Source organism: Ruegeria pomeroyi DSS-3, assembly GCF_000011965.2.
Taxonomy (GTDB): domain Bacteria; phylum Pseudomonadota; class Alphaproteobacteria; order Rhodobacterales; family Rhodobacteraceae; genus Ruegeria_B; species Ruegeria_B pomeroyi.
Map to the genome: position 1 here is coordinate 678,841 of NC_003911.12, position 12,881 is coordinate 691,721.

Here is a 12,881-nt window from a genome sequence, read left to right on the forward strand (position 1 = left end):
GTGGGGTTGAGCCTTCTCCCATCTGGCTAAGCTATGCACATAGCCCCGGCAATCGGGCTTTTCGCGGGTCGGAAAACATCCGCCGTGGCGCCTGCGAAGCGGATCGCCTATCGTCGCGCCCATGAGCAGCAATCCCCGATTCATCCACCTTCGTCTTCACACCGAATACTCCCTTCTGGAGGGGGCGGTCCGGCTAAAGAAACTGCCCGCGCTTTGCGACAAGATGGGCATGCCGGCGGTGGCGGTGACCGATACCAACAACCTGTTTGCGGCGCTGGAATTCTCGGTCGGGGCCAGCGGGGCGGGCATTCAGCCGATCATCGGCTGTCAGCTGGATCTGGCCTATGTCGCCGCGATGCCGGGCGAACGGCCCAAGCCGCCGGCGCCGCTGGTTCTGCTGGCGCAGAACGAGGCCGGGTATGAGAACCTGATGAAGCTCAACAGCTGCCTTTACGTGGACAAGGGCGGACAACTGCCACAGGTCACGCTGGAGGAACTGGAGGCGCTGGGCGACGGGCTTATCTGTCTCAGCGGCGGGCCGGACGGGCCGGTGGGACGGCTGTTGCAGGCCGGTCAGCGCCCGGCGGCCGAGGCGCTGGTGGATCGGCTGGCGGCCATCTTTGCCGATCGGTTTTATATCGAGTTGCAGCGCCATCCGGGCGAAGGTGGCGCGCCCGAGGCGGAGCGCCTGACCGAACGCGGCCATGTGGAAATGGCCTATGCCAAGGGCCTGCCGCTGGTGGCCACCAATGATGTCTATTTCCCCGAGGCCGGCATGTACGAGGCGCATGACGCGCTGATCTGTATCGCCGACGGCGCCTATGTGGACCAGGCCGAGGGCCGCCGCCGCCTGACCGCGCAGCATTACCTGAAATCGCCGCAAGAGATGGCGACCCTGTTCGCCGACCTGCCCGAGGCGATCGAGAATACGGTCGAGATCGCGCGGCGCTGTGCCTTCATGGCCTATCGGCGCGACCCGATCCTGCCGAAATTCGCCGATGACGAGGTCGTGGAACTGCGCCGTCAGGCCAACGAGGGCCTGCAGGCCCGACTGGCGGTCATCCCGCATGCGGTCAGCGCCGAGGATTACCAGAAACGGCTCGATTTCGAACTCGACATCATCGAGGGGATGGGCTTTCCCGGATACTTCCTGATCGTCGCCGACTTCATCAAATGGGCCAAGGATCATGATATTCCGGTGGGGCCGGGGCGGGGTTCGGGTGCGGGGTCGCTGGTCGCCTATGCGCTGACCATCACCGACCTTGATCCGCTGCGCTATTCGCTGCTGTTCGAACGGTTTCTCAATCCCGAACGGGTCTCGATGCCCGACTTCGACATCGACTTCTGCATGGACCGGCGCGAAGAGGTGATCCGCTACGTGCAGGAGAAATACGGCCGCGACAAGGTGGGGCAGATCATCACCTTTGGTGCGCTTTTGTCCAAGGCCGCCGTGCGCGACATCGGGCGGGTCTTGCAGATGCCCTATGGCCAGGTCGATCGTCTGTCCAAGATGATCCCGGTCGAGGGGGTCAAGCCCGTCAGTATCGAAAAGGCGCTGAAGGACGAACCGCGCCTGCGCGAAGAGGCCCGCAACGAAGAGGTGGTCGACCGGCTGCTGACCTATGGCCAGCAGGTCGAGGGGTTGCTCAGAAACGCCTCGACCCATGCCGCCGGTGTGGTGATCGGAGACCGGCCGCTGGACGCGCTGGTGCCGCTCTATCAGGATCCGCGCTCGGACATGCCGGCGACCCAGTTCAACATGAAATGGGTGGAACAGGCCGGGCTGGTCAAGTTCGACTTCCTGGGCCTGAAGACCCTGACCGTCATCCAGAACGCGATGGACCTGATCTTCAAATCGGGGCGCCCGCTGCATGTGGCCGCTGACGGGCGCCAGCTTTATGACCCCGCCGAAGGGGCCGAGAACCAGATCAACGCCATCCCGCTGGACGACGTACCGACCTACAAGCTCTACTCGGCGGCCAAGACGGTGGCGGTGTTCCAGGTGGAAAGCTCGGGCATGATGGATGCGCTCAAGCGCATGAAGCCCACTTGTATCGAGGATATCGTGGCCCTCGTGGCGCTTTATCGCCCGGGGCCGATGGAAAACATCCCGGTCTATTGCGAGGTGAAGAACGGGCTGCGCGAGATCACCTCGGTGCATCCGCTCATCGACCATATCCTCGAGGAAACGCAGGGCATCATCGTCTATCAGGAACAGGTGATGCAGATCGCGCAGGTGATGGCGGGCTACAGCCTGGGTGGCGCCGACCTGCTGCGCCGCGCCATGGGCAAGAAGATCAAGGAGGCGATGGACGCCGAGCGGCCCAAGTTCGAAACCGGCGCGGCAGAGAATGGCGTCGATGCCAAGAAGGCCTCCGAGGTGTTCGACCTGCTCGAAAAATTCGCCAACTACGGTTTCAACAAATCGCACGCCGCCGCCTATGCGGTGGTCAGCTACCAGACCGCCTGGCTGAAGGCGAACCACCCGGTGGAGTTCATGGCGGGTGTCATGAACTGCGATATCCACCTCACCGACAAGCTGGCGGTCTATTTCGAAGAGGTCCGCAAGGGGCTGGGCCTGCCCTATGTGCCGCCCTGCGTGAACCGGTCTCAGGCCACGTTCGACGTGGTTGGCGGAGAGCTTGTCTATGCGCTGGGCGCGCTCAAGAATGTGGGCGTCGAGGCGATGCGCCTGGTGGTCGAAGGCCGCCAGGGCGCTCATCCGCCGGAACCGGCGTCTTCGCGCGACGCCGCGAGGAGGCCCGACAGGGCCGAGGAGCGCCCCTTTGTGACCCTGTTCGATTTCGCCCGCCGGGTGGACCTGAAAAAGGTCGGCAAGCGCCCGCTCGAGATGATGGCGCGCGCCGGGGCCTTTGACCAGCTCGATCCCAACCGGCGTCGGGTGTTCGACAGTATCGAGGCGCTGATGGCCTATTCCGGCGCCATCTTCGAACAGAAAAGCTCCAACCAGGTCTCGCTCTTTGGCGAGGCCGGTGACGACCTGCCCGAACCGCGTCTGGCGCAGGCGCCCGACTGGCTGCCCGCCGAGCGCCTGTCAGAGGAGTTCAAGGCCATCGGCTTCTACCTCTCGGGCCATCCGCTCGACGACTATATGCCGGCGCTGAAACGCAAGGGCGTACTGACGCTGGACGAGGTCACCGAACAGGCGCGCTCCGGCCCGGTGCTGGCCAAGATGGCAGGCGTCGTCGCCGGCCGGCAGGAACGCAAATCGGCGCGCGGCAACCGCTTTGCCTTTGCCCAGATGTCCGACCCGACCGGCGCCTTCGAGGTCACGCTGTTCTCGGAGGTGCTGGAGAAAAGCCGCGAGTTCCTCGAAACCGGCTCCCACGTGGTGCTGACCGCCGAGGCGACGATGGAGGCCGATCAGCTCAAGCTCTTGGCGCGTTCGGTCGGCCCCGCCGATGCGGTGGTGGCCGAGGCCGGCGCCACCGGCCTGCGGGTGTTCATGGACAATGCCGGCGCGGTCGAGACGGTGGCCCATATCCTGGCCGAGGCGGCGCAGGCTGCGCGCAATGCGGCGCGGGGTCCGGTGCAGCTGTGCCTGATGGATCCGGGCCTGCCCGGCGAGGTCGAGATGGATCTGGGGCAGGAGTTTCCCTTGAACCCGCAGATCAAGGGCGCGCTGAAATCGCTCGACGGGGTGGTGGACGTCGAAGAGATGTGAGCGCCCTCAGACCGTGGCCCCGGCCAGCGCGGCCAGGCCACTGCGGTCCAGGCGGTCGCGAAAACCGATACAGACAAGGCCCGTCTGGTGCGGGCCTTGCGCGGGGGTGACCTCCCAGCGGCGGCCCACGGTCTGGATCAGCCACAATGCCCCTTCGATATCGCGCAGATAGCCTTTGGCGCGGATCACCCCATGGGGGCCAGTGGCCAGGTCGCGCGCCAGCCGCTCGATCGGCTGGCCACCTTCCGGGGCCAAGACCAGACTGTCAAACAGGCGGTCGGAATGGTGGGCGGGCTGGCCCGTGCCGGGGGCGGGCAGCACACCCAGCAACGCGCCGGGTGCCACCCGGCCGCGTTCAGCCGGGATGGCGATGGCGCCGGGGGCGGCCTCGGCCAGCCATTCCATCAACTCGGTTTGCACCGCATGCGCTAGCAGATCGGTCTTGTTCACCACAACGATCTCGGCATCCGAAAGCTGCCGGGTGATGGTGTCGCCGACATAATCGTCCTGTGCGCGCTGGCGCACGGTTTCGCCGTCCACCACCACCACGATCCCGTCGGATCGGATACCATCGGCCAGCAGCATGGTCGACACGATGGCACCGGGGATCGCGACGCCCGAGCTTTCCACCAGGATATGGTCGGGACGCGGCTCCATCGCCGCCAGATCGTTGAGCGCGCCGATCAGGTCGCTGCCGAAGGAACAGCAGATGCAGCCCCCCGCGATCGAGATCATGCCGTCCTCTTCGGCCTCGATCAGGTCGGCGTCGATGGGCAGGTCGCCGAATTCGTTGACCAGTACCGCCAGCCGGCGCCCCGCCGCATGGCGCAACAGGTGATTGACCAGCGTCGTCTTGCCGGCACCCAGATAGCCGCCGATGACGGTGACCGGAAGCGGCGTCATCAAAGCGCCGATGCCGGAAAGATCCGTCCGCCCTGCACCGTGCCCCAGACACCGATATCCTTGAGCGCCATCGGATCGGCCTGGGTCGGGTCACTGTCGAGCACCGCGAAATCGGCCCGCTTGCCCACCTCGATCGAGCCGACCTCGCCATCCATATGCAGGGTATAGGCGGCCCCCAGGGTGATCGCGTAAAGCGCCTCGGAAACGCTGATCCGCTCCTCTTCGCCCTGCACCCGGCCCGAGGCGGTGATCCGGTTGACCGCCGCCCAGGCGGTAAAGAGAGGCCCCAGCGGGGTGACCGGTGCATCCGAGTGAATGGCCATGGGCACGCCGGTATCCAGCGCGGTGCGGCAGGCATTCATCCGGCAGGCCCGTTCCGGTCCCACGGTCAGCCGGTAATGCTCGTCCCCCCAATAGAAATGGTGGTTGGCAAACAGGTTCACATTCATGCCCAGGCTGCGCATCTTGCGGAACTGCGCCGCGTCGGCCATCTGGCAATGCTGCAGGGTAAAGCGGTGGTCGGGGCTGGGATGCGCCTTGAGCGCGGGTTCCAGCATGTCCAGCGCCATCTGGGTGGCCTGATCGCCATTGGTATGGGTATGTACCTGCAGCCCGGCGGCCAGTGCCCTGTGATAAAGCTCGGACATCTGCTCGGGCGCGGTGTACCACAGACCGTTTGGCGCGCCGTTGTAATAACCGGGCCAGCGCAGCCGGGCGGAAAACCCCTGGATCGAACCATCGGCCACCGCCTTGATCCGCCCCAGCCGCAGGCGCTCGGTCGAGCGCGGCTTGAGCGAAACGCAATAGTCGACGATCTCTTCGGCACTCATGCCAAAGAAAACGCGCAGCGGCACGATACAGGCGGGATAGTCCTCCTCGCCGGTGACCCGCAACATCATGTCGACGCTGTCATCGGTCAGGCGGGCGGCCAGGTCGGTGCAGGTGGTCACGCCCGCCCGCACGCAGAGCTTGCCATAGTCGCGCAGGCCCCGTTCGTCGCAATCGGTCATCGCCCGGTCGAACCCCACATGGGGCCCCACCGGCGTCATCGCGTCGGGGCCGTAAAGCGGGCCAAGCGGCAGCCCGTCCTCGCCCAGCGGGATGCCGGGATGGTTCACCCCGGGTTTCATCAACCCGGCCAGTTCCAGCGCGCGGGTGTTGACGTTCATGATATGGCCCGAAGCATGCAGGATGCCGATCGGCCGGGTGGTCGAGACCTGATCCAGCTCAAGCCGGGTCACCCGGCGGTTCTCCATATAGATCGGGTCAAGCGCCCAGGCCGCCAGAGGCGTCTCGGGCCCGCTCATCTGTGCCTCGGCCTCGCGCAGCCGCGCCACCACCGCGTCTATGGATTTCAGCCCGGGCCAGACTCGGCCCTCTGGGTCCATCCGGTCGAACCACCCCACATAGACGTTGCGCCACAGTGTGCCCTCCATCGTGTGGGCATGCCCCTCGACAAAGCCGGGCATCAGAACCTTGCCGGCAAAGCGGTCATCCAGCCGGTAATCGCCCCAGCTGGCCAGTTCCTCAAGCGTGCCGATGCCCAGAATACGCCCGTCGCGCACCGCCACATGGCTGACCTCGGGACGAGAGGGCGCCATGGTGATGATTTTGCGGGCAGCATAGATGATCGTCTCGGCCATGGGGCCCTCCCTGTCTGTCGACCCAAGCTTAGGGCGCTTTCTTTCGTGGAAAAAATGGAATTAACTGGGGGCTAAGATCGGATTTTTAGGGGAAGACCATGTTGAACTTTACCCTGAAGCAGTTGCGCTATGTCGAGGCGGCGGATCGGTCTGGGTCGATCGCCAAGGCCGCCGAAGAGCTGAACATCTCGCAAAGTTCGATCACCGCCGCCATCGACGCTCTCGAAAGCGGACTGGGCTTCGACCTGTTCGTACGCACCCCGGCGCGTGGCATCCGCACCACGGCGTCGGGTCGCGACGCGCTGGGCCTGATCCGCCGGTTCATCCACCGGTCGCGCCAATTCGAAGAGGAGTTGAGCTCGCTTGGCGGGCTGACCCGGGGCACCGTGCGCATCGCCTGCTACGCCACCGCCGCGCCCTCGTTCCTGCCGCCGGTGTTGCGCGCGATCACCGAAGGCTTCCCCGATCTGTCGATCCAGCTGCTCGAAGGCAACATGGCCCGGATCATGGAGTTCCTTGACGAGGGCGAGGCCGATGTCGCCTTTACCTATTCCGAGGTGCTGAGCGAGCGCTGCGATTTCGAACCACTCTTCGATGCGCCGCCCTATGCGATGGTGCCGGTCGACGATCCGCTGGCGGGCCAGGCCAGCACCACTTTTGCGGAACTGGCCACCCGGCCGATGGTGATGCTCGACCTGCCACATACCCGCGATTATTTCGTCGGCATGTTCGAGGCGCTGGGCCTGACGCCCAACATCGCCCATTCCACCCGTTCCTCGGAAATCGTGCGGGCGCTGGTGGCGGGCGGTTTTGGCTTTTCGCTGCTCAACATCCGGCCGGTCGACTATCGCGAAAGCGAGTCGCGCTATCGCATCGTGCCGATCAGCGGCGTGCCGCACACTCCGGTTTTCGGCATCGCAACCATGGCAGGGGCCCAGCAGACCCGCATGGTACGGGCCTTTGTACAAAGCTGTATCGAGCTGAGGGATCGGGGTGTGTTCGAGGACCTTGTGGTGCGTTGCCCGCGTTAAGGTCAGCAGTCTATCCCCGGAAAAATGTGGGAATGAGGCATAATTAATCCTGTTTTTTGGTCTGAATGGGTCGGCTACGCTCGATTCCATAACAAAAGACCAACCAGGAGGACTACCCCGTGAAACATCTGTTCAAGGGCCTGATTGCCGCGACCGCCGTCGCGTCTGTTCTGGTCGGAACCACCGCAACCGCCGAGGAACCGCGCCGGGGCGGTACGCTCAAGACACAGCTTGGCAACAACCTGCGTACCCTCAATTCGGCGGTGCAATCGGGGATCGTCACCGGCTTCCCCGGTGCGCAACTCTTTGCCTCGCCGCTGCGTTATGACGACAGCTGGACGCCGCAACCCTATTTGGCCGAAAGCTGGGAGGTGTCCGCCGACGGGCTCAAGGTCACGCTCAACCTGGTCAAGAACGCGGTGTTTCACGACGGCCACCCGATCACCTCGTCCGATATCGCCTTTTCGGTCAAGGTGATCCAGGAGGCGCATCCGTTCAAATCCATGTTCGCGCCGGTCACCTCGGTCGACACGCCGGATGATCATACCGCCGTGCTCAACCTGTCCCATCCGCATCCAGGCCTGATGCTGGCCATGTCGGGACAGCTTATGTCGATCATCCCCGAGCACATCTATGGCGATGGTCAGGACTTCAAGACCCATCCCCGCAACATCGAGAATGTGGTCGGGTCCGGCCCCTTCAAGCTGGCCGAATACAAGAATGGCGAACATGTTATCCTTGAGCGGTTCGACGACTTCTTTATCGAGGGGCGCCCGTATCTGGACAAGATCGTGATGCGGATCATCACCGACAGCTCGGCCCGCGCCATCGCCTATGAGAACGGCGAGCTGGATTTCGGCGCCTTCGAAAGCGAGCCGTTGATCATCAACCGGTTGAAGAAGGTCGACCATCTGACCGTCACGCCCACCGGCTATGGCGCCATCGGCGCGCTGGACTGGCTGGCGATCAACACCACCAAGGGGCCGCTGGCCGACAAGCGGGTGCGCCAGGCGATTGCCTATGCGATCGACAAGAACTTCATCCAGAACGCGCTGATGCAGGGCACGGTGCAGGATTCCAATACCGGCATCCACCCCGACAGCCCGTTCTACAACGCCGATGTCAACGCCTATGCGCTTGACCTCGACAAGGCCAACGCCCTGCTGGACGAGGCCGGTTACCCGATGAAGGGGGACGAGCGGTTCGCGGTCACCATCGACTATGGCTGGCCCTCGGCCAAGCCGCATGTGGAATATGTGCGTGCTGCATTGAAAAAGGTGGGCATCAATGTCGAGGTCCGCGCCAGCGCCGATTTCCCGACCTGGGCCAAGCGCATGGGCACGATGGATTTCGACCTCAGCTGGGACGCCGTGTTCAACTGGGGTGACCCGTCGATCGGGGTGCATCGCACCTATCTGACCTCGAACATCGCCAAGGGCGTGTGGTCCAACACCCAAGGCTATTCCAACGCCCGGGTGGACGAGCTGTTGGACATGGCCGGCAAGGAGAACGACCCCGAGAAGCGCAAGGCGCTTTATGCCGAGTTCCAGAGCATCGTGAATGACGAGGTGCCGATCTACTTTGTCCAGACGCTGCCTTATCACACGGTCTATTCCAACAAGGTGATGAACGCGCCGGTGAACGGCATCTGGTCGACCTCGTCACCGCTCGATCAGGTCTGGCTGAAAGAGTAACGCGACCGCGACACCGACCCCGGCGGCACTGGTCCGCCGGGGCATTTCCGAACGGCGGGGTCCTCTGGTGAACTTTCTGCGCGTCACCCTGATACGTATTCTCTATGCCGCGCTTCTGCTGGTTGCGGTTCTGGTGCTGAACTTCTCGCTGATGCACGCGGCGCCGGGGGATGTGGCCGATACCATCGCCCAGGCGGCAGGCGGCATCGACGCCGAGGCGCTGGAGCAGATCCGTCGCGAGTACGGGCTGGATCAGCCGTTCCTGGTGCAGCTTGGCCGCTATATCGGCAATGTGCTGCAATTCGATCTGGGCTATTCCTATTTCTACAGTGACAAGGTCACCAACCTGATCCTCAGCCGCCTGCCGGCAACCCTGCTTCTGGTGATCTCGGCGCAACTGCTGGCGCTGGTGGTGGGGGTGGTGCTGGGCGTGTTCTCGGCCCGCAAGCCCAATGGCATCCTCAGCCATTTCGTGACCTTCCTGGCGCTGTTCGGCTATTCGGCACCGGTGTTCTGGACCGGGTTGCTGATGCTGGTGATGTTCTCGCTGATGGTGCCGCTGTTCCCGGTGGCGGGCATGCGCGATGTCACCGTCGAGGGCGGTTTCTTCGTTCAGGCGCTGGATATCGCCCATCACCTGGTCTTGCCGATGCTGACACTGGCCTCGATCTTTCTGGCGCTCTATTCGCGCCTGTCGCGTGCGGCGATGATGGAGGTGCTGGGATCGGATTATGTGCGCACCGCCAAGGCCAAGGGGCTGAGCCCGCGGCAGGTGGTCTATAAACACGCGCTGAAGAACGCGCTGTCGCCGGTGATCACGCTGGCGGGGCTGCAACTTTCGGCGGTGGTGTCGGGGGCGGTGCTGGTAGAGACCGTGTTTTCCTGGCCGGGTCTGGGCACGCTGGCCTTTCAGTCGATCCTGGCCCGCGACACGCCGCTGATCCTGGGCATCCTGTTCTTTTCGGCGCTGGTGGTGATCGTGGGTAACCTGCTGACCGATCTGGCCCTGCGCCTGGTCGATCCGCGCGTGGGGGGCAAGAGATGAGCGAACCCGTGACCCTGCCCGAAGAAGCGCCGGAACAGGCCCGCCATCCCTTTGCCGAGGCCTGGGAGATGTTCCGCCGCAACCATGCCGCGCTGGTGGCGCTGGTGCTGCTGGTGCTGATCTGCGTGCTGGCCCTGATCGGCCCGGCGCTGTATGGCCGCGACCCCTATGACATGGTCTGGGCGCCCTTCACCCGGCCCGGCGAGAACTGGGATTTCATCCTGGGCACCGATTACCTGGGCCGCGACCTGCTGGCGATGATCATCAGCGGCGCGCGGGTGTCGATCATCATCGGCCTGTCCGCCGCCTTTGTCTCGATCTTCATCGGTGTCACCGTGGGGGCGCTGGCCGGGTTCTATCGCGGCTGGGTCGAAGAGGCGCTGATGCGCTTTACCGAGTTCTTTCAGGTGCTGCCGACGCTGCTGTTCTCGATGGTGATCGTGGCGCTGTTCGGGGCCTCGCTGCCGATGATCACCTTTGCCATCGGCGTGGTCAGCTGGACCGCCGTGGCGCGCATCACCCGGGCCGAGTTCCTGCGCATCCGCGAGCTGGAATATGTCACCGCCAGCCGCGCCTCGGGGGCAAAAAACGCCAAGCTGATGTTCCGGGTGATCCTGCCAAACGCGCTGCCGCCGATCATCGTGCAATCGGCGCTGATGGTGGGATCTGCCATCCTGTTCGAGGCGGGGCTGTCCTTTCTTGGCCTGACCGATCCCAACGTGGTCAGCTGGGGCCAGATCATCGGCTCGAACCGGACCTATTTCCTGGATGCCAGCTTTACCGTCACCATTCCGGGCGTGGCGATCTTTGTCACCGTTCTGTGCATCTCGCTGGTGGGCGACGGGCTCAACGATGCGCTCAACCCGAAACTGAGGGCGCGCTGATGACCGAAGCACTGCTCAAGGTCGAAAACCTGCGGATCGAGTTGACCACCCGCGCGGGCGTGGCGCCGGTGATCGACAACCTGTCCTTTGAACTGGGGCATGGCGAGAACATCAGCTTTGTCGGCGAAAGCGGCTGCGGCAAGTCGATGACCGCGCTGGCGATCATGGGCCTCTTGCCTGAGGGGGTGGGGCGTGTCGCCTCGGGCCGCATCCTGCTTGAGGGTGAGGACCTGACCGCGGCCAGCGACAGCCGCCTGCGCGACATTCGCGGCAACGAGATCTCGATGATCTTTCAGGAGCCGATGACCTCGCTCAACCCGGTCTACACGGTGGGCGAGCAGATCGCCGAGGTGCTGCGCGCCCATCAGGGCCTGTCGGCCCGCGCTGCCCGTGACATGGCGGCCGATCTGCTGGACGCGGTGCGCATCCCCAATGCGCGGGCGCGGGCGGGGGATTACCCGTTCCAGATGTCGGGTGGGCAGCGCCAGCGGGTGATGATCGCCATGGCACTGGCCTGCCGTCCCAAGATCCTGATCGCGGACGAGCCGACCACCGCGCTGGATGTGACCGTGCAGGCGCAGATCTTCGACCTGCTGCGCGATCTGCGGCGCGATACCGGTACCTCGATCATCCTGATCACCCATGACATGGGGGCAGTGGCGGAAATGGCCGAGCGGATGATCGTCATGTATGCCGGGCGCAATGCCGAGATCGGGCCGGTGGACCAGATCATCGAGCATCCGCGCCACCCCTATACCAAGGGGCTGATTTCCTGCGTGCCCCATATCATGGCGACTTTGACCGAGGACCGCCCCGACCTGACCGAGGTGCCCGGCATCGTGCCCGGCCTGCGCGAATTCGGGCAGGATCGCTGCCTTTTTGCCTCGCGCTGCGCCTACCGGACCGAGCAATGCCTGCGCCAGCGCCCCCCGGCAATGGGGTTTGACAACGGACAGCTGGCCGATTGCTGGCATGCGGAGACGCTGTAGATGACCGACCGGCCCCTTCTCGACGTCGAAAACCTGACCGTGCGCTTTGCGGTGCGCCGTGGCGGCGTGTTTGGCCGCAAACAGTACCTTGATGCGGTCGACGGCGTCAGCTTTGCACTGGCGCGGGGCGAGACGCTGGCCATCGTGGGCGAAAGCGGCTCGGGCAAGACCACCACCGCGCTGGCGGTGGCGCGGTTGGTGGCGGCGCATTCCGGTCGAGTCGAGCTGGACGGGGCCGATATCCTGGGGCTTGAGGGCGAGGCCCTGCGTCAGGTCCGCCGCAAGGTGCAGTTCATCTTTCAGGACCCATATTCCAGCCTCAACCCGCGCCAGCGGGCCGAGGATGTGGTGCGCGAACCGCTGCAAAGCCTCACCGACATGTCGCGCGACGACCAGCAAAAGGTGATCGACGAACTGTTCGTGCAGGTCGGTTTGCGGCCCGAGCAGAAACGGCTGTTCCCTCATCAATTCTCGGGCGGACAGCGGCAACGCATCGGCATCGCCCGGGCGTTGGCCACCCGGCCCGAGCTGATCATCTGCGACGAGCCGGTTTCGGCGCTGGACGTGGCGGTACAGGCGCAGATCCTCAATCTGCTCCGGCGGCTGCAAAAGGAATTCGGGCTGACCTATCTCTTCATCAGCCACGATCTGGGCGTGGTCCAGCACATGTGCGATTCCATCGCGGTGATGTATATGGGCCGGATCGTCGAACATGGCCCCCGGCTGAGCCTGTTCAACAACCCGCTGCATCCCTATACGGCGGCGCTGCTCTCTGCGGTGCCCTCGGTCGACAAGGCGCGCCGCGCAGCGACGCGGCGCATCCTGATCCCGGGCGATCCACCCGATCCGGTGAACCTGCCGCCTGGGTGCCGGTTCGCCAATCGCTGCCCGGTGGCGCAGCCGCAATGCCGCGCCCGGGAGCCGTCGCTGCGCACGGTCTCCGGTGGCCAGCGCGTCGCCTGCCATCTGGTGGGAGAGGACGGAACTGCGCCGCTGTGACCGGGCGT

General features: G+C 64.5%; 9 protein-coding genes. 7 read left to right on the forward strand and 2 right to left on the reverse strand.

The features are described 5' to 3' along the window. Nucleotides 1–121 precede the first annotated feature (121 nt). Entirely contained in the window at nt 122–3,685 is a 3,564-nt protein-coding gene (dnaE, locus tag SPO_RS03315) for a DNA polymerase III subunit alpha (protein WP_011046407.1), read from the forward strand. A gap of 6 nt (nt 3,686–3,691) precedes the next feature. Here dnaE and SPO_RS22120 read toward each other — a convergent pair whose 3' ends face one another. Both SPO_RS22120 and SPO_RS03325 read right to left on the reverse strand, forming a co-directional pair. Further along, complete coding sequence (locus SPO_RS22120; RefSeq protein ID WP_011046408.1) at nt 3,692–4,588, reverse strand: CobW family GTP-binding protein; 897 nt, start codon at nt 4,586–4,588, stop codon at nt 3,692–3,694. Further along, the gene (locus tag SPO_RS03325) at nt 4,588–6,231 is read right to left on the reverse strand and encodes an amidohydrolase (RefSeq protein ID WP_011046409.1); all 1,644 of its coding nucleotides are present in this window, start codon (nt 6,229–6,231) and stop codon (nt 4,588–4,590) included. The genes SPO_RS22120 and SPO_RS03325 overlap by 1 nt, the downstream gene beginning before the upstream one ends. A 98-nt stretch (nt 6,232–6,329) precedes the next feature. Between SPO_RS03325 and SPO_RS03330 the strand changes: the two genes are divergently transcribed. The 6 genes from SPO_RS03330 (at nt 6,330) to SPO_RS03355 (ending at nt 12,873) form a co-directional block, all read left to right on the forward strand. Then, nucleotides 6,330–7,262, forward strand: a complete 933-nt coding sequence (locus tag SPO_RS03330; RefSeq protein ID WP_011046410.1) for a LysR family transcriptional regulator — start codon at nt 6,330–6,332, stop codon at nt 7,260–7,262. A 119-nt stretch (nt 7,263–7,381) separates the two neighbouring features. Further along, nucleotides 7,382–8,956: an ABC transporter substrate-binding protein gene (locus tag SPO_RS03335; protein ID WP_011046411.1), complete on the forward strand. Its 1,575-nt coding sequence runs from the start codon at nt 7,382–7,384 to the stop codon at nt 8,954–8,956. A 67-nt stretch (nt 8,957–9,023) separates the two neighbouring features. Further along, on the forward strand, nt 9,024–10,001 hold the full coding sequence (locus tag SPO_RS03340; RefSeq protein ID WP_011046412.1) for an ABC transporter permease: 978 nt from the start codon (nt 9,024–9,026) through the stop codon (nt 9,999–10,001). Beyond that, nucleotides 9,998–10,885 (forward strand): ABC transporter permease, encoded by an 888-nt coding sequence (locus SPO_RS03345; RefSeq protein ID WP_011046413.1) that lies wholly within the window; start codon nt 9,998–10,000, stop codon nt 10,883–10,885. The genes SPO_RS03340 and SPO_RS03345 overlap by 4 nt, the downstream gene beginning before the upstream one ends. Continuing rightward, nucleotides 10,885–11,874 carry an ABC transporter ATP-binding protein gene (locus tag SPO_RS03350; protein WP_051420310.1) on the forward strand — a complete coding sequence of 330 codons (990 nt, stop codon included), beginning with the start codon at nt 10,885–10,887 and terminating at the stop codon, nt 11,872–11,874. Before SPO_RS03345 ends, SPO_RS03350 begins: the two co-directional genes overlap by 1 nt. After that, complete coding sequence (locus SPO_RS03355; RefSeq protein ID WP_011046415.1) at nt 11,875–12,873, forward strand: ABC transporter ATP-binding protein; 999 nt, start codon at nt 11,875–11,877, stop codon at nt 12,871–12,873. Nucleotides 12,874–12,881 lie beyond the last annotated feature (8 nt).

Coding starts and splice junctions, on each gene's coding strand:
- dnaE (WP_011046407.1), top strand. CDS start 122: ATGAGCAGCAATCCCCGATTCATCCACCTTCGTCTTCACACCGAATAC.
- SPO_RS22120 (WP_011046408.1), bottom strand. CDS start 4,588: ATGACGCCGCTTCCGGTCACCGTCATCGGCGGCTATCTGGGTGCCGGC.
- SPO_RS03325 (WP_011046409.1), bottom strand. CDS start 6,231: ATGGCCGAGACGATCATCTATGCTGCCCGCAAAATCATCACCATGGCG.
- SPO_RS03330 (WP_011046410.1), top strand. CDS start 6,330: ATGTTGAACTTTACCCTGAAGCAGTTGCGCTATGTCGAGGCGGCGGAT.
- SPO_RS03345 (WP_011046413.1), top strand. CDS start 9,998: ATGAGCGAACCCGTGACCCTGCCCGAAGAAGCGCCGGAACAGGCCCGC.
- SPO_RS03350 (WP_051420310.1), top strand. CDS start 10,885: ATGACCGAAGCACTGCTCAAGGTCGAAAACCTGCGGATCGAGTTGACC.
- SPO_RS03355 (WP_011046415.1), top strand. CDS start 11,875: ATGACCGACCGGCCCCTTCTCGACGTCGAAAACCTGACCGTGCGCTTT.